Source organism: Enterococcus sp. DIV1421a, assembly GCF_051711025.1.
In the GTDB taxonomy this organism is placed as follows: Bacteria; Bacillota; Bacilli; order Lactobacillales; family Enterococcaceae; genus Enterococcus_B; species Enterococcus_B hirae.
Genome location: NZ_JBIOLU010000001.1, coordinates 2,289,785 through 2,311,330, shown reverse-complemented (window position 1 = coordinate 2,311,330; position 21,546 = coordinate 2,289,785). Strand labels below are relative to the sequence as shown.

Genomic DNA, 21,546 nt, shown 5'->3' with positions numbered 1-21,546 from the left:
GGAGCGATAAAAAATGATATTTGATTCTCATACCCATTTGAATGCGGAACAATTTAATGATGATATTCCTGAAACTATTGAACGGGCCAAAGAGTTGGGCGTGACAAAAATGGCGGTAGTAGGTTTCGATACCCCAACGATCGAAAAATCATTACAGCTTAGTCACGATTATTCAAACATATATAGTATTATTGGTTGGCATCCTACTGAAGCAGGAAGTTATACTAAAGACATTGAGAAAAAATTACAAGTGCAATTAACGATGCCAAAAGTGGTAGCGTTAGGTGAAATCGGCTTAGATTATTACTGGATGGAAGATCCGAAAGAAGTGCAAGCTGAAGTTTTTCGTAGACAAATTGCGATTGCGAAAGAAATGAATCTGCCGATCAGTATCCATACCAGAGAAGCGTTAGCAGATACTTATCAAATTTTAAAAGAAGAAGATATTCGTGATATTGGTGGAATCATGCACAGTTTTAGTGGCGATTTTGAATGGGCCAAACGATTTCTTGATTTAGGAATGCACATTTCATTTAGTGGGGTCGTGACTTTCAAAAAAGCGCAAGATGTTCAAGAAGCAGCCACTCATGTTCCACTCGATCGATTGCTAGTAGAAACGGATGCGCCTTACTTAGCTCCAGTACCTTATCGTGGGAAACGAAACGAGCCAGGTTATACCCGTTATACAGTTGAAAAAATTGCCGAATTACGTAATCTTCCGGTAGAAGAAGTGGCGCTCCAAACTTGGAAAAATGCTCATCGTCTATTTAGGATCGCTGAAAATGACTAAATTAAAAATCCAAGAAATTGTAGTCGTTGAGGGAAAAGACGATACTAGAAGACTCCAAGAAGTAGTCGACGTCGACACGATCGAAACGATTGGTTCAGCGATCAATGATGAAATACTCATGCAGATTGAACATGCGCAGGAAACACGTGGTGTAATCATTTTTACTGATCCTGATTTTTCTGGTGAGAAAATCCGCAAGACGATCATGGAAGTCGTTCCTCAGGCAAAACATGCTTTCTTACCTCGTCAACAAGCACGTCCCAAAAAACAAGGAAGTCTTGGCGTTGAACATGCTAGTGATGAGGCCATCTTAGAAGCATTGAAAAAAGTAATCACCCCATCTTTTGAGGAAGACGAAACGGAAATTACTAGACAAGTGCTGATTTCTCATTGTTTAATAGCGGGAGCGCAAGCAAAAGAAAAACGTGAAAAACTAGGGGACGAATTAAGAATTGGTTATACCAATGGGAAACAACTGGAGAAGCGTTTGAAAATGTTTCGAATCACACCAGAGGAATTTGCCCAAGCAATGAAAAAAGTGGAGGAACAACATGAGTGAACAGCGTGATATTGCGACACCTTCTAGAACAAAAGAAATCTTATTGAAACATGGATTTTCATTTAAAAAAAGTTTAGGTCAAAATTTTTTGACTGAGCCCAATATCTTAAGAAAAATCGTGGAAACTGGCGAAATCGATCAACAAACAAATGTCATCGAAGTTGGTCCAGGTATTGGAGCGTTGACGGAACAACTAGCACGTAATGCCAATCAAGTCGTTGCCTTTGAAATCGATGATCGCTTGATTCCTGTGTTAAAAGATACGTTAGCTCCTTATCCTAATGTGACTGTTGTTCATCAAGATATTTTAAAAACCAATTTAGATCAGGCAGCAACAACCTATTTTGAACAAGCTTTACCGATCAAAGTTGTTGCAAATTTACCTTATTATATTACGACACCGATCATGATGCATTTTTTAGAATCAGATCTGCAAGTAGAAGAAATGGTTGTGATGATGCAAAAAGAAGTCGCTGACCGTATTTCTGCTAAGCCTGGTACAAAAGCATATGGCTCATTATCAATCGCTGTACAGTATTATATGGAAGCATCTGTTGCTTTCATCGTACCTAAGACTGTTTTTGTTCCACAACCGAATGTCGATTCAGCTATCTTGAAACTAACCAGAAGAAAGCAACCAGCTGTAGCGGTTACTGATGAAAAGGCATTTTTCCGATTGACAAAAGCAGCGTTTCAGCAACGAAGAAAAACATTATGGAATAACTTACAATCTTCATATGGCAAAGATGAAGCAACGAAAGCTTGGTTAACGACTAGTTTAGAAAAAGCTAACATCGATCCTAAACGTCGTGGAGAAACCCTCTCATTAGCCGAATTTGCTGCATTAAGTAATGCAATGGAAGAGCTGAGCGAGAAAAATTAATTTCTAATCTAATTCAATAAAGAAAGCAAAACGCCTAAAAGTCTAGCATGCTAGCTTTTAGGCGTTTTGTTTATCTAAGTCCAATAAAATGAGTTGGATGGTCATCACTAATTGAAAAATAAGTAAATGACTACTGTAACCCGATTCCTGTAATCTCAGTTTAAGATCATAATCGTTCATGTATTTAAGAATGGCTAACGGTTTAGACCGAAAAATAGTTTCTTATGAAAATAAATTTTTTTAGAATAAAACGATACTATAATCATAAATGAACACGATGAATTTTTAGAACTGATTTTGATTACTAAGGAGAAAGAAGGGTGAGTTAATGAACAAAATGAACCAATCGATTGTTTTGGGGTTAACATTGATTACCGTTGGCGGATCAATTGCCCCTGTTACCAATGTATTTGCTTCAGAAAAAGCTACGAACTTTACCGCCACAAACGAATTTGATAAATACTACAACGATTTATCAAATGAAAAGAAAGCAGAATTTGAACGATTAGTATCCGGGGCTCACTTATCCCAAGTGGAGCAATTACAAATATTAAAAGAAAAATACGAGTCCGATAGACAACCAACTCCTCGCTGGAAAATTGCCGTCATTAAAAAGATAGCCAAATGGTTAGTAGCTAAAACAGGTGAAAAAACGGTAAGTGATGTTACTAATTACTTATTCGAATGGCAAGATAATTTAGAACAAGGTGCAGAAAATTGGTTAGTGAATCATGGGTGGAATAGAACCGCAGCTCATTGGACTGTTAAGACTGCTAGCTTCATTTTCTTATAGGATGAGTGTAAGAAAATGAAAGGAACAAAGAGACTGATTTTTTGGGGACTGACACTATTTTTTTGTGTATCTAATTTCATTAGATTATTCATTCATGATGATTTTGGAAAAACAATAAGAGTTTATTTCAGGGATGTTCCTGTCTATTTAAAAGTAATTTTTTTTATCGTGTTCATACTGTTGTTTTGGTGGAGCTATCCTTATAAAAAAGAAAAAAATTTTTTTGATTGAAGTAAAATAACCAAAAATAAACCTGTCATAAACTTCAGTGAGGGTGGACGGGTTTATTTTTGTATTAAAATCAGCAACCATTAAAATGGACTATACTTCAAGAGGGTGAGCCCAGTGTATCTCGTTGTTTTAGTGTATACCTTAGGGTAGGGAATTAGAATGATACTGGGGCTAAATAGGGTTCCAGGAAATATTGTTGTTGACATGTACATAGGGCGTACTTCTTTTTTGTATTTATCTTTCATCTATATAGACAAAAATTGAAGGAGATGATGTAGCTAGCAGAGACTGTAGTTTAAAACATATTTCTTGTATAAGCTTCATTCAAAATTTACTTTATCTGGTGTCGGATAATTGAATACATGAAAAAGGCTCATTCAACGTTTTTCTGATTGATGTGTCTTGACACATTTTGTTGTTAAAGTTAAAATAAGACATCATAAAGGTGTCAAGACACATTAGGAGAGAAAAAAATGAAAAAAAAATCAGTACGATCCCTGACTATTTCTGCCTTGTTGATAGCTATGGGGGTTATTATTCCAATGGTTATGCCAAAAATCATGATTCCACCTGCTTCTTTTACTTTGGCTTCTCATGTACCAATATTTATTGCGATGTTTTTTTCACCAGGAATTGCGATTACCGTTGCTTTGGGTACAACATTTGGCTTCTTTTTGACCACACCAGTAATTATTGCGCTGCGTGCATTATCTCATTTGATTTTTGCAGTGATTGGTTCTTGGTATTTGCAAAAGAAACCAGAAATCGTTTTAAAAAATGGCCAATTTACTTTAGCCAACTGGCGCTTCCAAAGTTTCAATTTTGTGATAGGTATCATTCATTCGATTGCGGAAATGTTAGTGGTTAGTGTCTTTTTCTTTTTAGGGAACATGCCAGAAACTTATTATTCTGAAGGCTATTTTTATACAGTCTTTATCCTAATGGGGATTGGTGGGTTGATCCATAGTTTAGTCGATTACAATATTGCTTATTTTGTAGCCGGAACATTGAGCAAATACTTTGATATTCCAGTTTTCACTAAAGCTAAGCAAGTAAGTCAGAAGACACCTTCAACGAAATCAATCAAGAAAATGGCTTGAAAAAAGTACCATTATCAATCAGTTTTTCCTCTTTAACTAGAGATAACTCCTTTAAAATGAATAAGCCGAAAGTGCTGTGTATGAACACAGCACTTTCGGCTTATTTGTTATAGTTCTAGCTTTTGGCATAGTTTCTGCCAAAATTTACATCAAAAGCTGATTTTTTAATTTTTATGGCAATCCGATCACTTCTTCAGTTGATTTGTCAAAGAAATGTCCTTTGCTGATATTGAATGCTAAGTCGACCATTTCCCCTGGTTTATGGAAGTCACGTGCATCGACTTTTGAAATAAATTCAGTTGTACCTGTTCGGGTATAAAGCATGGTTTCTGCACCTAACAATTCTGATACAACAACTTCTGAATGAACAACTGCTTCGGGTTGTGCTTCTAACACCACTTGTTCACTGTGGATATCTTCAGGGCGAATACCAAAAACAACTTCTTTCCCTTCATAGCCTTTTTCAACTAAGACTTTGTTTTTTCCTTCAGGGATTTTTAATTTTAAGCCATGACCGTCACTGATTACTCCATTGTTTAAAGTAACGTTGAAGAAGTTCATTGCGGGTGAACCGATAAAGCCTGCGACGAACATATTGACTGGTGTGTCATACACTTCTTTTGGCGTACCAATTTGTTGGATAAAGCCATCTTTCATGATAACGATACGATCTGCCATCGTCATTGCTTCTGTTTGGTCATGGGTTACATAGATGGTTGTTGTTTCTAAACGTTGATGGAGTTTGGCGATCTCAGCACGCATCGCTACCCGTAATTTTGCATCTAAGTTTGATAATGGTTCATCCATCAAGAAAACTTTTGCATCACGAACGATGGCACGTCCTAAAGCAACCCGTTGACGTTGTCCACCTGAGAGAGCAGCAGGTTTACGTTTCAAATATTCAGTAAGCCCTAAAATCTCAGCAGCATTTTCTACCCGTTTTTTGATGTCTGCTTTGTCATACTTTCTCAACTTCAACCCAAAAGCCATATTGTCAAATACAGTCATGTGTGGGTATAACGCATAGTTCTGGAATACCATAGCGATATCACGATCTTTTGGTGCTACATCGTTCATTACTTTACCGCCGATGCTTAATTCTCCTTCCGAGATATCTTCTAGCCCAGCAATCATTCTTAATGTAGTTGATTTTCCACAACCAGAAGGTCCAACAAAGACAATAAATTCACGATCATCGATTGCTAAGTTAAAATCCGTTACGGAATAATTTTCTGCGTTGTCATATTGTTTGTATACATGTTTCAGTGCCATTTCTACCATGATTCATTCCACGCTTTCTGTTTAGTTTTAATGTTGAATTAAGTATAAATGAAAGCGTTATCTATGCTCAATGGCAACTTGAACAAGAATTGATTGTCTTTTTGGGCAATATGCTACACCTTGAGGTAGAATAGAGTAGGAACAAGATGTTGAGAGAGGAAAGGATGATCAATATGAAAATTGCTTTAATTGCTCATGACCGCAAAAAGCCCTTGATGATCAAGTTGACAACCGCCTATAAGGCAATCCTGGAAAAACATGAATTATTCGCAACTGGGACAACAGGTGGTAAAATCACCGAAGCAACTGGCTTAAAAGTCCATCGCTTTAAATCCGGTCCTTTAGGTGGTGACCAACAAATTGGTGCAATGATCTCAGAAGATCAATTAGACCTCGTGATTTTTCTGCGAGATCCGTTGGCTGCACAGCCTCATGAACCGGATGTGACTGCACTGATCCGCTTATCGGATGTTTACGAAATTCCTTTAGCAACTAATATTGGAACAGCAGAAGTACTGTTGCGAGGACTAGAAGCTGGCTTTCTGGATTTCCGTACTGTAGTTCATGAGTTAGAAAATCGACCGTTGTCTCTGGAATAAAATTCGTTATTTGCTATTGATCGTCCATTTATGTTCGTTGAATGTGTGATTTTTCACGAACATGAATTACTTTTTATTCGGGAATGTATGTTTTTTTATTTACAGTCGTGTGTGATCTATGCTATAGTTTTGCTGGGAATGACTTCCCAAAAATAAACAGAGTAGAAAATAAAGCGTTAAGTGCTGAGAGGATGGGATGTTGCCTCTTTGACGAAGGACAAGTTGTTCGCGGTTTTATTTTCGCATTCGCTGCATGTAGGATGTAGCAGCTCTTAAAGGAGATGCTAAGAAATGAAGAAAAATCGGTTAGACGCACGCATGATCGCTATCATGGGATTGTTGATTGCTTTGATGGTCACTTTATCCCGTTTGGTATCGATCGAAACCCCTTTTGTGAAGATCAGTGTCACATTTATTCCACAAATGATCATGGGGATTTTATTTGGCCCGTTTTGGTCTGGAATTGGGGGTGTATTAGCTGACTTAGTAGGAATGGCGTTATTTTCAAAAACAGCTTTCTTCATTGGTTTTACTTTGAATGCCTTTATTGAAGGAGCAATTTATGGTTTCTTTTTTTATCGAAAAGAGATTACTTGGAAAAATTCGCTATTAGCTACACTTTCGGTCACGCTGATCATTAATTTGCTATTGACCCCTTTGTGGCTAGCGATGATGTATCATGTTCCATTATTTAGTTGGATCGTCTGGGCACCAAGGTTATTAAAAACAGTCGTTTGGATTCCTATTCAAACCATTGCGATGTATTACGTCGGACGTAGTATTCCATACAAAAAGATTTTAAGAAGTATGACTCTTCACGCAAAATAGTCAACTCAGAAACCAAAGAAGCAACCTTCCCATCCCAGAAGGTTGCTTCTTTTGCTTATTTATTGTAAGAAAGGAGACGTTTATTTCTATAAAATAGTGAACAACGATTGAAAGAGATGATATATGGCCATACCACCTAGAATACTACTGATGATGGTCAAAAGGATTGTGACACTTTTAGAGGGCTTTGTTAATGAAAGATAGTAATAGGCAAGCCCAATTTGAAGATTGAAGTAGAAAATAGCACTTCCAGATCTAAAATTAGGGAAAAGTGTCATAATAATATTTATACACAGTGATATCTTTAACAATTCTTTGTACCAATTCTTTTTAGCCATTTAGGATAAACTCCTCGATTGCTTTTTCATTTTTTAGGCCAATTATTCGATCAATAACTTTCCCATCCACAATTTTTATTATGGCCGGGATAGAATTAATTCCTAAGCTGTCAGCCATTATTTCCAACTTATCCTCATTCTCTTTACGAGCGTTATCTGTATTATAATATCCCATAGATTGGTGCTGGTTGTTTAGTACTTTTCGCAAAATAGGCTCAAATTCTTTACATTGGGGGCATGTAGGTCTCCCTACATAAACAAATAAAGTATCCTTTCCATTCATTATTTTTTCTAAAGAAATACTATTCACTTCATATAAACCTTCTTTAGATGTTGCCATTTGAGTATAGACATATAAAATAGTAGGTAAACTAAAAATAATTAAAATGAAACACATCAATTTTTTTGGATTAATATTTATCATAAACACAACCAGTTTATAATTTAAAACATGCGACTACTCCACCGATGGCACCACCAGCAAGAGCGACAAAACCTGTTATACAAGCAGCACATACTAATGGAACTGCAAGACAAGCAGCAGCACATGTAGGGGCAATGATGTTAGCAACTGCACGGATTATTCCTAAAACAATTGCTAGACAAGTTGCTTTTTCAGCCATTCCACGGGCTTGCTTCAAATGAAGAAACTCCCTTTGAACTTCTTGTAACTGTTTTTTCAATTCATTATTTGGTATAAATTTATCTTCAAGAATTTGGTGAGTCATTTCTTCGCCATTGGAAAATGTTCTAATCTCGAAAGTATCTTTTTCTGATTGAGTGATCAAAGATTCTTGGACTCCCTTAATGTTGTACATCATATCAAAGATTACCGTAACACTGCTGAATAGATTAGAGTGTTCATTTGTGATTGGTACAGTCAATGAATAATAATCTTTATTTTCTCCATTTTCACTTATAATTTGTAACGCTGTAGCATTGTCCAATGTTAAATATTTTTCTGAAACATGTAATTGAATAGTAGAGTCAAGTTTAGATGAAAATACGTCCATTAGTTTGTTTTTTTCTTTCGAGCTAATTTCTTTTGCTGTTTCAGACAAAATGACCATATTTTTAACGATTGATGTAGCTTCTTTCGAATTTATACCAGGAACCGTCACTGGATTACTTTCAAAATAGGTACTAATCGTTTGTGTCACTGGCACATAGTCAGTCTCTTGAATCATCTCTGCATTGACAATCATAGAAAAGTTAGGAATGATAAAGGAAGCTAGAGTTATAACAGCAATAAGACTTATAATGAATTTGTTTTTTAACATATTTTTTTAATTCCTTTCGATGATCCAGTTTAAGTAAAAAATAGTTACTCTTAGTCGTGTGAATTCTTACATAACATTTATTTTTTGTACTTTGCAGTAAAAATAAGCACTTTATAACAATTTAGTGAATAAAACATAATCACCAAATAACTATATTCACAAATCTCCTGATATTTTCTCCTTTACTATTATTTAAAGCGCTTTTATTGCTTGTATCCATAGTATAGAATGAAAACGAGTATATTATTTTATATGGTATCAATAGTCACATTGAATTTAAAAAAGGAAGTGAACGACGAATGGAAATTCATGAATTACTACGTAAATTTCGAAAGGAAAGGGGGTTATCTCAAAAAGAGTTAGCACATAAAATAACTTCTAGAGAATCTTTAGTAAAATACGAAAGTGGTAAAAATCAGATTCCATTGATTCCTTTATTAGCTTTTTTAAAAAAGATGAACATTGAGTTAGACGAATGTTTATTTTATTTAAATAAAATAAACGGAAATCATCCAAGACAAAAGTTAAATCAGCTACTTAGTCAATTGGAAGATGTCAAGTTACCAATTGACGACCGATTAAGAAATTTAGAATTAGATACCAAAAAAACAAAAAGCATTGTTGATAAGCGGAATTATCTAATAGCTAAAGGCTATCAATGGCATTTACTACCGAATGATGAAAGAAAGTTTACCCTACATGATAAGGTTTATATCAAAGCGATCATGAACCATCTAGAAAAAGTAGCAGAATATGGTCGTTTTGAAATAGTCACATTTACTTCACTGGCTTTTCTTTTTACAACAGAATTTATTCAAATGCAAGCTTCGAAAGTAGAAAGAATGGGTGATAACGAAAATTTTCTCTCTTCACTTTGCACGTTGTATCATGTTCTCTTTCTTTTAATGCTAGAAAGAAAAGAAAGCGGCTATTCAAAAGAATATCTAGAAAAATTAAAGATGGTTCGAGGTAGACTAGTGACACCACAAAAAACAGAGGTACACGAAAGGTTTGACGATTTGCTACTGAATAGCTTGGTCGAGCGTACAGCTAATCCTAAGCAATTAACAGATTTTTTTATGGGGATTAGGTTAATTGGTGCAACTCAACTTGAAAAGGAGTTTCTTTTAGCTTTAAAAAAATATGAGAGACTTTATGGTCTTTCTCTTTTACCTTCAATTATAGAATAAAAACCGTTGGTAGTAAGGAAGTTTTGGGCAGCTAAGCTATTTAAAGATGAGCTAGGGATGAAATGTTTTGCTTTTGTTTTTTTATGAAGAAGTATAGTTTTGATAACCATTTACATATAAAGTGAGTCATGTCGCAAAGACGTTGTTCATGTTTTAGGAGTGAATGAATAGGTTCTTTTAATGCTTTTCTCTAATAAAATAATAACTGTCCCACAAAAGTTAGTGAAAAACTAGCTCTTGAGGGACAGTTACACTGATTTATTACAACTACTTTTTGATTGAGTTAACTATTTTTAGTAAACTGCGCTTGATATAGTTGATGGTAGTACCCGTCTTTTTGTAGTAATTCATCGTGGGTACCCATCTCAACGATGGCGCCTTGCTCCATGACTAAGATTTGATCGGCATTTTTGATTGTCGATAAACGGTGGGCAATCACAAAGCTCGTTTTGCCTTCCATCATTGTTAAAAAGGCATCTTGAATTTTCTTTTCCGTCAAAGTATCGACTGAACTAGTTGCTTCATCTAGGATCAACATAGGAGGGTTGCTGATCATTGTACGGGCGATCGTTAACAATTGTCTTTGTCCGTCAGAGATTTTCAGTCCTTGTCCGCCGATTTTTGTTGCTAACTTTTCAGGCAAGCGTTCCACAAATTCATACATATACGAAGCTTTGAGTGCTTGATTGATTTCTTCATCACTAGCATCTGGATTGCCATACTGTAGATTTTCTTTTAACGTACTGTCAAAGAGCCAAGTATCTTGTAAAACCATTCCAAAGCTTTTTCGCAAGCTATCTCTTTGGATATCTCGAATATCATACCCGTCGATCGTAATGGTTCCACCTGTCGCATCATAAAAACGCATCAACAGGTTAACTAACGTGGATTTACCAGCACCAGTCTTACCTACAATCGCAATCGTTTGCCCTGGTTTAGCAACGAAACTGAAATTTTCGATCAATCGTTGACTTGGTTCATAAGAAAAGGATACATGATTGAACGCTACTTCACCTTTGATTGTTGCTGGATTCAACGCATAAGCATTAGGTTCATCTGGCGTTTCTTCGGGTTGATCGATGAGTTCAAAGGCACGTTCTAATCCAGAAAAAGCGGTTTGGATCTGTGTCGTGATTCCAGAAAGTTCAATAAACGGTTTAGAAAACTGACTAGAATAGATCGTGAAACTAGAGATCACACCGACTGTAATGGCTGAGCCACTTCTTAATGCTAGTAAACCACCAACTAATCCAATCGAAAGATAAGCCAAGTGATCCACAAAACGAGAAGACGGATTCGTCAAAGAAGAAGAAAATTGGGCACGTTGTCCTTTTTGATAAAGATCAGTGTTCAATGCTTGGAATTGTCGTTGATTCATTTCTTCTTGTTGAAAGGCTTTGACGATTTTCTGATTCCCGATCCGTTCGGTAACAAAGCCAGAGATATTCCCGATAATCTTTTGTTGATTGTCAAAGTCGTTTTGTGATGCACGGGCAACGATCCAACTCACAAGAAAAATGATCGGTGTGGAGCAAATCACGACGAGTGTCAATAACGGGCTAAGGCGTAACATAAATATAAAAGACAAGACGATGATAGCCACGCCGGCAAACATTTGGTTAAAAGCCGCAGAGATCGCAATGGAAATATTATCCATATCGTTGGTAAAACGACTAACGATATTCCCGTGTGAATTTTGATCATAGTAACGAAGCGGTAATTTATTCAAACGTGCAAAGGCATCTTTTCTTAATTTTGCTACGGAAAGATAAGCCAAGCGATTACTTAAGACTTGGATCAGCCATTGACTGATCACGTTGATCAATACGATCCCGCCAAATAATAATAAGAGGTGGAACAATTGAGCAAATCGAACTTGACCTGCGCCGATCATTTGGTCAATACTTTGACCAATCTGTAAAGTCATTACCACAGTAGCGATCCCGTTGATGATCCCTAAAAGGATCGCAAACCAGATATCTTTTGAATAGGCTGTAAGGTAAGGAACGAATCGTTTGAGGGTTTTCCAGGATAATTTTTTTGTTTTCATCTTATTCTTCCTCCTGTGATGCGACGATTTCGCGATACTCAACGGAATCCTTCAATAAATCTTCATGTTTCCCTTGCGCAACGATCTTTCCTTGATCCATCACGAGGATCTTATGTGCTTCTTGAATCGAGCGGATTCGTTGAGAAATAATAATGACTGTCGTATCTAGTGAGGTTTGTAATGCTTTTCTTAAGTTAAGATCGGTTTGATAATCTAACGCGCTTAAAGAATCATCTAAAATCAATAATTCAGGTTTGGCAATTAACGCACGTGCAATCGTTAGACGTTGTTTTTGACCGCCAGAAAAGTTTTTTCCGTTTTCCATTACCTTTGTTTCTAATCCTTTAGGAAGTTGTCGAACAAAATCTTCTGCTTGAGCAATTCTAAGAGCTTCCCAACATTCTTCATCTGTGGCATCTTCTTTTCCCCATTGAAGGTTTTCACGGATAGTTCCAGTGAATAAAACAGCGGTTTGAGGAACTTGTGAGATTTGGCTTCTTAAAGGATCAAGTTTCCATGAGCGAACATCCACGTCATCAAAAGCAACGGAACCTGCGTTGACGTCATAGAAACGTGGAATCAATTGAGTTAAAGTTGTTTTTCCGCTACCGGTTGGTCCAATGATCCCCAAAACCGTGTTTCGTTTCAAAGCAAAAGTAATGTCTTGTAAAGATAATCCTGACTTTTCAGTATAACGAAAGTCGACATGTTCAAATTGAACGATATTTTCGGATTGGAAATTCGGTGTCAAGGCATCTTCTGCATCTGTCAGTGTAATGTCAGTTTCTAGGACTTCTTTGACCCGATTACCTGAAGCTTCGGCCCGGGTAAAGATAACGACCAGGTTAGATACGACGATCAATGCCAGTAACATTTGATTCATGTAATTGATCAACGCAAGGACTTGACCTTGTTGCAAATGTCCGATATTGACTTTGAGCCCACCAACAGTCAACAAACAAATAATACCGATATTCATGATCAATGTAGTAGCCGGTGATAAGAGAGCTGAGATATTTGAAACACGTAAGTAGTTTTTAGCTAATTCATCGGTGTCCTCATCAAAAGTATCAATTTCTGTTTTTGTGCGGGAGAATGCTCGAATTACACGAACACCGCTTAGATTTTGACTAACCGTTTCATTTAAACGATCCAGTTTTTCTTGGACTTTTTGGTACAGTGGAATTGTTTTTTTGATGATAAAGTATAAAATGATTGAAAAAATCGGTAGGATAGCTAAGAAAAACAAGCCGATTTCCCAGTCAATCACAAAGGCCATGACGACTGAACCGATACTTAGAAATGGCGCACGGATCAATAAACGGATTACCATGGCTAATGCTAATTGGAGTTGGTTGATGTCGTTCGTCATTCGAGTGATCAATGTATCTGTACCAAAATGATTTAATTCACTATGTGAAAAGGAATTGATTTTCTTGATTAGTTGATTTCTAAGCTCAGTACCAAATCCTTGTGAAGCTATTGAAGCATAATATTGACAAATGATCGCACAAATCAATCCAACAACTGACATCACGACCATCCAGATCCCCATTTGGATGATCACACCACGATCATTCATCTTTAGACCGTTATCAATCAATGAGGCCATCAATAATGGCAAAATCAATTCAAAGACAGCTTCTAAGAATTTAAAAACGGGACCCAGAATGATTTGTTTACGGTAATCTTTTGCATAACGCAATAACTGAATCATATGATTCCTCCTAAAATATATTTACCATTAGCTAAGAAAAAGCCAAATAAATTTTCTCGAATTTCTTTCTTAGCTACTTAAACGGTAGGCACGGATTTAAGAGAAAGGGGAGTCAGTTGCAAGAAATTTCTGTCTATTTTACATTGATGACCCTTTGTCTTAAACGAGTACTTTCCTATGTATAAGTAGGTACTCTCACATTGTATCTTATGAAATTTAGAATGAAAAGTGAATAAGCCTTTTCATAAATGAAACTTTGAAGTGAATTAGCAAAAAAAGTCATTGACGAATCTCGTTTGTTTCTCCTTCTTTTTAGATAAAAATAGCTATTGACAAAATGAATGCGTTTCCTATGATGGAGAAGAGGTGAGAGAATGTTAAAAGAAGAAATCCAAGATTATTTAGAAAATCAAACGGCATTTATCGATTTAGCACAATTAAGTGATGTTTTTACAGCGAAATATTTAGCAGCATACTTTAAAGTGAAACGTAATACGGTCAGTCATTATCTTAATCAATTAAATGAAGCTAGCATTTTGGTTAAGATCAATTCTCGTCCGGTCTATTACTTTCATAAAATGGCTTTTGAACAGCAATTTTTTGCTTTAAGTAAAACGTACTATGCCTCAACTGAAGAAATAAGGGCTGAACAGCCTATTTTTTCAAGAAGTAAAGATCTTTTTTCTTTAGTGATCGGTCACGAAGCAAGCCTGAAAGAAAGCATTGAACAAATCAAAACAGCTCTTTTTTATCCAGATGGTGGGCTACCTGTGTTATTAACTGGAGAAAGTGGTACAGGGAAAAGCTTCTTAGTCAATATCGTTTATCAATACTGTTTAGAACATGATCTCTTACCAGAAAATGCGCCTTTCGTGACGTTGAATTGTGCCCAATATGCCGACAATCCAGAATTGTTGACGAGTAATTTATTTGGACATGTCAGTGGAGCATACACCGGTGCGACACAAGATAAGGTTGGCGCTTTTGAGGCAGCCGATGGGGGTTTATTATTTTTAGATGAAGTTCATCGACTTAGCCCTGAAGGACAAGAAAAATTGTTTACGTATCTGGATCAAGGGATTATTTATCGAATGGGAGAAACGAATCAGGGGAAAAAAGTCGATGTTCGGCTCTTCTTTGCTACGACTGAAGAAGTCACCAAACATTTTCTGCCCACTTTTATGCGTCGGATTCCTTTTAAGATTGATCTGCCTTCTTTACGTGCTCGTGGAAAAGAAGAACGATTGGAGCTGATTTATTCTTTTTTCTTAAATGAACAAAGAAAAATCGAGCGACCAATGAAAGTGAGTGGTCAAGTGCTGTCATTATTGACGAACCAAAGTTTTTCGGGAAACATCGGCGAATTGAAAAATAGCGTAAAAGTAGCTGTAGCCAAAGCATTCGCTGAACAAAAAGAGGAAGAGAGCCTATCGATCAAACTCCAACATTTACAAAGATATCTTTTGAAGGTTCCCCATCAAGACAGCCCAGCCCAATCAGCTGTGTGGATCACTGAGAAAAAAGAATTAGCTCATTTGGTTGAAAAAAGACAACCAGAACAGGAGCGAATGATCCGCTGCTTTGAACAACTATTATTGACCTTTAAGAAAAATGGCGCAACAGTAAGTAACTGTGAGGAAAAATTAAAAGAAGAAGTCGTTTATTTATTTGATTTTTTACTCTTTGAAACGAGTCGCCAAGAAAAACATGAACTACTAGTCTACTGGTTGCACTCCATTCGAGAAACGCTAAAACAAATGGAAAGTGCCTATCAGATCAAGTTTGATGGTAACAGCGTCTATGCGCTAAGTTATTATCTCTATCAAAGAAGCACAGTAAAGTGGTTACCAGAAGATGGAGAAATCGAACAATTAATCAAGGAACTAGACCGCCAGTTAGAACTAATGTATCCAGCAAACTATCACTACGCCCATCGGATCTTGGAATTGACACAAGCCAAGTTAGATTTAGAAGTTACTTTATTAGATCATATTTTATTAACGATCTATTTGAGACGGACGAAATGGACAAAAGAACAAAGTGTGCCTAAAGCAATCATTGCTGCTCATGGTTATGCTACCGCTAGTAGTATGGCAAACGTCGCTAATCGACTGTTGGGAAATGATCTGTTTGAATCCTTTGATATGCCCTTAGATGTGACACCCCAACAAATTGCGGATGAAATGATCGATTACAGTAATCGTCATGATATCTCTAATGGACTGATTATTTTAGTTGATATGGGCTCGCTAAAAGAAATCCATCAACTATTCAAAGATCAGGTCTTTGCCCCAATCGTTATTTTGAATAATGTGACAACACCATTAGTTATCAGTATTGGAGAAAAAATGCAAAAAATGACTGATCTGGAAGAAATCGTCAAGGAAGCGGTGGCCTCCTTGGAAGCAGAGTGGACGATCATTTACCCTCAAAAAAATAAACAAAAAGCATTACTGATCACTTGCATGACGGGGATCGGAACGGCTGTCCATATGAGTGAACTACTTGAAAAAAGTTTACCAGCAAACAGCGCACTTAAAATCATCCCTTATGAATACCAAGTATTAACCCAAAGAAAATTAACGGAATCGGTTTTTTCGATGTACGATGTGATTGGCATCATTGGGACAACGAATCCTCAAATCGACACGATGCCATATCTTTCGTTAGAGTCATTGATTTCAGGAGAGAAAATGGATGAACTTGTTCAATGGCTGGCTCCTATTTTTTCATTGAAAGAACAAGCTAACTTTGATCAGCAATTTGTCCGAAATTTTTCATTAGAAAAAGTACTGGAGTCGGTGACGATCCTTGATACAGAAAAAGTGATGACAGAAATCGAGCTGTTTATGCGTGAATTGGAGATGCGTTTTGATAAGAACATCACGACGCCACAAAAGATCGCCCTTTTTGTCCATGTCAGTTGTTTGATCGAGCGATTGATCAGGCAGATCCCGATTGAAAGTTACCATGGTCAAGAACAGTTGTTACAGTGTCAAAAAGAAACCTTGGATCGAATCAAAGAAGCATTTAGTGTCATCGAAGAACATTATAGTGTCACGATCCCACCATCAGAAGTCGCTTATATTTATGATATTCTCGAAAATGTAGAGGATAAAATAGGCTCAGAAGAAGAATTTTAATCGTAAGCAAGATACCGCCACTATGTTGGCACGTATCTTGCTTTATTTGTAGTGAGAGTAAGAAAGAGGTGGAAACATGGAAAGAACAATTATTCTAGCCTCCCATGGACGTTTTGCTTCAGGGATTTTAGATTCTTTGGAACTTATTTTTGGTAAAACGCATTCGATCCTAGCGTTAGATTGCTATGGAACTGAAACGTTTGATTTAGCAAAATCAGTGCAGCAATTGATCAACGATCATCAAGGGCAGGAGTTGATCATCATCACTGACTTATTTGGTGGCAGTGTAAACAATGAATTTTTGCAGTACGTTAACCGACCGAATATCTACTTGATTGCTGGTTTGAATCTGCCATTGTTGATCGAGATTGCCACAAAAATTGAGACAGCTGATTCAATCGTTGAATTGATCCATCAGGTATTGAATGATTCAAAAGAAATGATCCAATTTTGTAATGAAAGTATTGAAAAAAAAATGGAAGAAGAAGAATTTTAGGAGGGATTGGAAATGATTATTTTAACAAGAGTCGATCATCGTTTATTACATGGTCAAGTCGCTTTTTCTTGGACACAGTCAATTGGCGCAGATTGTATTTTGATCGCAAATGATGATGTGCCAAACAATGAAATACGCAAAACAACCATTAAGCTGGCAAAGCCACAAGGAGTGAAACTAGTGATCAAATCGATTGAAGATTCGATCGCTGCATTACAAAGTGGCGTAACGGATAAATATAAACTATTTATCGTAGTAGAGTCTGTGAAAGATGCGTATCAATTAGCAAAAGCTTGTCCACAGATCAAGCAAATCAATTTAGGTGGGATTAAAGCAAAGGAAGGAACGCGGAGTCTAGGTAAAGCGGTCAACGTATTACCTGAAGAAGAAAAATTGTTGGAACAAATGATCGCTGATGGGATAGAAGTAGAAATTCGTCAAGTACCAGCAGATAAAAAAATAGCAGCAAAGGAAGTCTTATGAGAAAGGAAGAATAAAAGATGATCCTACAAGCAATTCTTTTAGGTCTGGTTGCCTTTATTGCGCAATCAGAGTATGCGTTAGGAACTTCCCTGCTTTCTCGTCCGATCGTAACGGGATTATTTACAGGGATTGTTTTGGGAGATGTAAAAACAGGTATCATTATGGGAGCAACTTTGGAATTAGCTTTTATTGGTTCATTCTCAGTTGGAGCATCGATTCCACCAGACGTTGTGACCGGTGGAATCTTAGGAACTGCATTTGCCATTACTGCAGGAGCAGAAACAGCATTACTATTAGGTTTACCAATTGCGACACTTACCCTTATTTTAAAAAATGTTTATTTAGGACTATTGATTCCGATCATGAACCACAGAGCAGATCGTTATGCGGAGGATGGGAATTATAAAGGGGTCGAACACATGCACTTACTAGCTGGTTTCGGCTTGTCATTGATGCTTGGTCTGGTAGTCATGATTTCTTATTTAGTCGGAAGTCAAACGATCGGGAATCTCTTAGCGAAAATACCAGATTTTGTGCAAAACGGCTTGACCGTTGCAACTGGGTTGATTCCAGCGCTTGGATTTGCCATGCTGGCACGTTTATTGATCAATAAAAAAGTAGCACCTTATTTCTTTTTAGGCTTTGCTATAGCAGCTTACTTAGAGATTCCAGTAACAGGTATTGCCATCTTTGGGGCGATCTTAGCCGTCGTTGTCGTCAATATCATGAACGTACGTCAAGTATCCGTTCAAACTTCAGCAGGGGAGGTAGAAGAGGATGAAGACTTCTAATCAAGAAGAACACAAAGTGACCAAAAAAGAATTGAATCAGGTCTTTTGGCGCTCATTTCAAATGGAATTTTCATGGAACTATGAAAGACAGATGAATATGGCCTATGTCTTTGCCATCATTCCCATCTTGAAAAAGCTCTATCATACCAAAGAAGAAATGTCAGCGGCGCTTAAACGACACTTGGAATTTTTTAACACGACACCACATATCGTGACCCTGATCTTAGGGATCAATGCAGCAATGGAAGAAGAAAATAAAAATGACCCAGAGTTTGATGTAACAGCTATCGATAGTATCAAGACCTCACTAATGGGTCCTTTAGCAGGGTTAGGCGATTCATTCTTTTGGGGAACGTTGCGTTTGATTGCGACGGGTGTTGGGACTTCGCTAGCACTACAAGGAAATATTTTAGGACCAATTTTATTCCTTTTGATTTTCAATATCCCTCATGTTTTGTTTCGTTACTTGGCAACAAGTTGGGGCTATCGACTAGGTACTGGATTTTTAAAGAAAATCCAAGCAAACGGAATGATGGAAAGTTTAACGTTAGGTGCTTCAATCATTGGATTGATGGTAGTTGGCGGAATGACTGCGACGATGATCGATATCAATATTCCTTTGAAAATCGGAACAGGTGAAAATGCCGTCACGATCCAAAGTATTTTTGATGATATCGTTCCTCATATTTTAAGTTTAGGTGCCTTTGGAGCAGTCTTTTATTTATTGAAAAAAGAAGTCAAACCATTGATGATTTTGATTGGATTAGCTATTTTTGGGATCGCTGGTTCATGGATTGGTATCTTTTAGAAAAGGAGAGAACAAGATGGTCACAATGCTTGATTATATTCATGAAGAAAAAACAGCTTTATCAGCGATTCTTGAAAAGAATGATTCGTCACTTCATGTGTCTTATCAAAACATGCAACACGTTCTGATTCTGGCGACAGGCTCTTCGTATAATGCTTGTCTTGCTGCAAAGCCGGCACTAGAAAGCTATGGAGACATCACTGTGGATATCCAAGAACCTTATCATTTTAATCATTATGGGAAATTGTCAGAAGAAGTTGATACAGTCATCGCTGTTTCTCAAAGTGGGAAAAGTGCTTCGACAGTCGATGCCATTCGAAAGATCCGATCATCAAAACGACGGACGATCGCTTTAACTGGAGATGATCAAAGTCCGATCACCAAAGAAGTGGATCAAGTGATTGACTTGAATATGGGCGTGGAAAAAGTGGGATTTGTTACCAAGGGCTATTCAGCAACCGTTCTTCAGTTGATTCTCTTAGGTCTAGCGATTGGAACCAGTAAAGATCGAATAACAGCAGCGCAAAAAGAAGAAAAACTAGTTCAACTAAGAGAAATCGTGATGAAAATTCCTCAGATCATTGCGCAAACAGAACAATTTTTTGAAAAAAATGAAGCACTCTTTCGTGTAGCAAAACGATTTATTGCGATCGGGTATGGACCGAATTGGGGAACAGCGAAAGAGTTTGAAACCAAGTTTACGGAAACTGTTCGGGAACCTTCCCAAGGCTTTGAATTAGAGGCATACATGCACGGTCCGTATTTAGAAGCCAATCCTGGTCATATCCTATTCTTCTTGGAAACCAACAGTGATAGTCAGCAACGTTCCCAGCGATTAGCACAATACATGAAACAATATGTTGGACAGGTCATTGTTGTAACGACTGAAGGAGAAACGACTGAGAATCAGCTTAGTCTGGGAATCACTAGCGAAGAAGATCTTTCTGTTTTAGCTTTAGTTGTACCGATCCAAGTTTTGGCTTATAAAATTGCGACTGCCAAAGGGATTGATTTAGGACAAAGAATTTTTGATGATTTTGATGAAGTATTAAAAAGTAAAATTTAAGAGGTGGAGACTATGTTAAAATTCAATGAACAAAAACAAATCGAGGATATCAATGGGGCGCTCGCTTTACGTCCGCAAGTGGAACAAATCATTGACGGATTGGGAGAGGGATTCGATGCAATTTATTATTTAGGAATCGGCGGAACCTACGCGTCAGCGATGCAAGCTGTGACTTATATGAATGGTAAAAGTAACCTACCTGTTTATGTCCAACATGCAGCAGAATATTACACAACTGGCAACAAACGCCTAACAGAAAAATCAATTGTTGTCTTGTCTTCAGTTACTGGTACCACGCAAGAAGTCGTGCAAGCGGTCAAAGAAATCAAAACAGTGGGTGCGACACTGATCGGGTTTATTGATACAAAAGAGAGTATTCTCGCTGAACTTTGTGACCATACAATCACTTATCCTGCACCTGGAACCGAACAAATCAAATTCTTTATGGTCGCAGATCGTTTGATGTATAATCATGGCGAATTTGAAGACTACGAAACCTATTATCAACAATTAGAAGAGCACTTAGCAGTTGGCTTAGTCGAAGCCGAAAAACAAGCAGATGCTTTTGGATTAGTGTTTGCTGAAAAACATCGTCATGATTCGATGCACTATTTTATCGGTGCTGGGAACCAATGGGGCGCTGTCTATTCTTATGCGATGTGTTATTGGGAAGAGCAAAGTTGGTTGCCTTCTAAATCGATCCACGCTGCTGAATTTTTACATGGTACGCTAGAAGTGATTGAAGAAACGACACCAGTGACGTTGTTCTTAGGAGAAGATGAACAACGTGTACTTGCAGAAAGAGTCGCAAACCTATTACCAAAAATCTGTGCAAATTATACATTGATTGATACAAAAGACTATCCAATTGAAGGAATTGACGAAAGTTATCGTGGACGTGTCCTTTCTTATTTGCTGATGCATGCGGTGACACAACGAATCGATGCACATATCGAGCAATTAAATTGTCACCCCTTAGAAATCAGAAGATATTACCGTCAATTTGAGTATTAAGCGACACATTCAGTTCTAAGAGGAACGATTTCGTAAAATAATAAAATAAAACATACCAATATGAATCGTCTGTCAGTGAAATAAACGGTTCATGCTGGTATGTTTT

At 37.2% G+C, this 21,546-nt stretch carries 20 protein-coding genes and 1 riboswitch; of the genes, 15 read left to right on the top strand and 5 right to left on the bottom strand.

What is annotated here, in order from left to right; all coding sequences use genetic code 11:
• Positions 1 to 13: 13 nt before the first annotated feature.
• The 5 genes from IGK21_RS10470 to IGK21_RS10450 all read left to right on the top strand — a co-directional run bounded on the left by IGK21_RS10470 (position 14) and on the right by IGK21_RS10450 (position 4,356).
• Positions 14 to 790: a TatD family hydrolase gene (locus IGK21_RS10470; RefSeq protein WP_034700611.1), complete on the top strand. Its 777-nt coding sequence runs from the start codon at positions 14 to 16 to the stop codon at positions 788 to 790.
• Positions 783 to 1,349, top strand: coding sequence for a ribonuclease M5 (gene rnmV / locus IGK21_RS10465; protein ID WP_181915098.1), 567 nt, complete (start codon positions 783 to 785; stop codon positions 1,347 to 1,349). The genes IGK21_RS10470 and rnmV overlap by 8 nt, the downstream gene beginning before the upstream one ends.
• Entirely contained in the window at positions 1,342 to 2,232 is an 891-nt protein-coding gene (gene rsmA / locus IGK21_RS10460; protein WP_034700610.1) for a 16S rRNA (adenine(1518)-N(6)/adenine(1519)-N(6))-dimethyltransferase RsmA, read from the top strand. The genes rnmV and rsmA overlap by 8 nt, the downstream gene beginning before the upstream one ends.
• A 328-nt stretch (positions 2,233 to 2,560) precedes the next feature.
• Positions 2,561 to 3,025 (top strand): hypothetical protein, encoded by a 465-nt coding sequence (locus tag IGK21_RS10455; protein ID WP_034700608.1) that lies wholly within the window; start codon positions 2,561 to 2,563, stop codon positions 3,023 to 3,025.
• A 704-nt stretch (positions 3,026 to 3,729) separates the two neighbouring features.
• Positions 3,730 to 4,356, top strand: coding sequence for a hypothetical protein (locus IGK21_RS10450; RefSeq protein ID WP_438719349.1), 627 nt, complete (start codon positions 3,730 to 3,732; stop codon positions 4,354 to 4,356).
• 171 nt (positions 4,357 to 4,527) lie between these two features.
• Here the strand turns inward: IGK21_RS10450 and IGK21_RS10445 are convergent, their stop codons facing one another.
• Positions 4,528 to 5,637 (bottom strand): ABC transporter ATP-binding protein, encoded by a 1,110-nt coding sequence (locus IGK21_RS10445; RefSeq protein WP_010720765.1) that lies wholly within the window; start codon positions 5,635 to 5,637, stop codon positions 4,528 to 4,530.
• A gap of 173 nt (positions 5,638 to 5,810) precedes the next feature.
• Between IGK21_RS10445 and mgsA the strand changes: the two genes are divergently transcribed.
• A complete protein-coding gene (mgsA, locus tag IGK21_RS10440; RefSeq protein ID WP_014834468.1) occupies positions 5,811 to 6,236 on the top strand; it encodes a methylglyoxal synthase in 426 nt (141 codons plus the stop codon).
• 155 nt (positions 6,237 to 6,391) lie between these two features.
• A riboswitch (THF riboswitch) is annotated at positions 6,392 to 6,490 on the top strand.
• A gap of 37 nt (positions 6,491 to 6,527) precedes the next feature.
• On the top strand, positions 6,528 to 7,064 hold the full coding sequence (locus tag IGK21_RS10435) for a folate family ECF transporter S component (RefSeq protein WP_010720763.1): 537 nt from the start codon (positions 6,528 to 6,530) through the stop codon (positions 7,062 to 7,064).
• 330 nt (positions 7,065 to 7,394) lie between these two features.
• Here the strand turns inward: IGK21_RS10435 and IGK21_RS10430 are convergent, their stop codons facing one another.
• The gene (locus IGK21_RS10430; protein WP_034700606.1) at positions 7,395 to 7,826 is read right to left on the bottom strand and encodes a thioredoxin family protein; all 432 of its coding nucleotides are present in this window, start codon (positions 7,824 to 7,826) and stop codon (positions 7,395 to 7,397) included.
• Positions 7,827 to 7,839: 13 nt separating this feature from the next.
• Positions 7,840 to 8,682: a hypothetical protein gene (locus IGK21_RS10425; RefSeq protein WP_034700604.1), complete on the bottom strand. Its 843-nt coding sequence runs from the start codon at positions 8,680 to 8,682 to the stop codon at positions 7,840 to 7,842.
• Between the two features lie 299 nt (positions 8,683 to 8,981).
• Between IGK21_RS10425 and IGK21_RS10420 the strand changes: the two genes are divergently transcribed.
• Positions 8,982 to 9,872 carry a helix-turn-helix domain-containing protein gene (locus tag IGK21_RS10420; RefSeq protein ID WP_034700603.1) on the top strand — a complete coding sequence of 297 codons (891 nt, stop codon included), beginning with the start codon at positions 8,982 to 8,984 and terminating at the stop codon, positions 9,870 to 9,872.
• A gap of 283 nt (positions 9,873 to 10,155) precedes the next feature.
• Here IGK21_RS10420 and IGK21_RS10415 read toward each other — a convergent pair whose 3' ends face one another.
• Together IGK21_RS10415 and IGK21_RS10410 are read right to left on the bottom strand one after the other, a co-directional pair.
• Positions 10,156 to 11,922, bottom strand: coding sequence for an ABC transporter ATP-binding protein (locus IGK21_RS10415; protein ID WP_010737174.1), 1,767 nt, complete (start codon positions 11,920 to 11,922; stop codon positions 10,156 to 10,158).
• 1 nt (position 11,923) lies between these two features.
• Positions 11,924 to 13,639 (bottom strand): ABC transporter ATP-binding protein, encoded by a 1,716-nt coding sequence (locus IGK21_RS10410; RefSeq protein WP_034700600.1) that lies wholly within the window; start codon positions 13,637 to 13,639, stop codon positions 11,924 to 11,926.
• A gap of 374 nt (positions 13,640 to 14,013) precedes the next feature.
• Here IGK21_RS10410 and IGK21_RS10405 point away from each other — a divergent pair, with 374 nt between their 5' ends.
• From IGK21_RS10405 to IGK21_RS10375, 7 genes are all read left to right on the top strand, one after another.
• Positions 14,014 to 16,782, top strand: a complete 2,769-nt coding sequence (locus tag IGK21_RS10405; RefSeq protein ID WP_034700598.1) for a sigma 54-interacting transcriptional regulator — start codon at positions 14,014 to 14,016, stop codon at positions 16,780 to 16,782.
• 76 nt (positions 16,783 to 16,858) lie between these two features.
• Positions 16,859 to 17,278, top strand: a complete 420-nt coding sequence (locus IGK21_RS10400) for a PTS sugar transporter subunit IIA (RefSeq protein ID WP_034700596.1) — start codon at positions 16,859 to 16,861, stop codon at positions 17,276 to 17,278.
• Positions 17,279 to 17,290: 12 nt separating this feature from the next.
• Positions 17,291 to 17,761: a PTS sugar transporter subunit IIB gene (locus IGK21_RS10395; RefSeq protein WP_010720758.1), complete on the top strand. Its 471-nt coding sequence runs from the start codon at positions 17,291 to 17,293 to the stop codon at positions 17,759 to 17,761.
• A gap of 17 nt (positions 17,762 to 17,778) precedes the next feature.
• Complete coding sequence (locus IGK21_RS10390; protein ID WP_181915097.1) at positions 17,779 to 18,552, top strand: PTS mannose/fructose/sorbose/N-acetylgalactosamine transporter subunit IIC; 774 nt, start codon at positions 17,779 to 17,781, stop codon at positions 18,550 to 18,552.
• A complete protein-coding gene (locus tag IGK21_RS10385; RefSeq protein WP_010720756.1) occupies positions 18,539 to 19,360 on the top strand; it encodes a PTS system mannose/fructose/sorbose family transporter subunit IID in 822 nt (273 codons plus the stop codon). The genes IGK21_RS10390 and IGK21_RS10385 overlap by 14 nt, the downstream gene beginning before the upstream one ends.
• A 16-nt stretch (positions 19,361 to 19,376) precedes the next feature.
• Complete coding sequence (locus tag IGK21_RS10380) at positions 19,377 to 20,426, top strand: SIS domain-containing protein (RefSeq protein ID WP_034700594.1); 1,050 nt, start codon at positions 19,377 to 19,379, stop codon at positions 20,424 to 20,426.
• Between the two features lie 12 nt (positions 20,427 to 20,438).
• The gene (locus tag IGK21_RS10375) at positions 20,439 to 21,440 is read left to right on the top strand and encodes an SIS domain-containing protein (RefSeq protein ID WP_034700593.1); all 1,002 of its coding nucleotides are present in this window, start codon (positions 20,439 to 20,441) and stop codon (positions 21,438 to 21,440) included.
• The last annotated feature ends 106 nt before the right edge of the window (positions 21,441 to 21,546 follow it).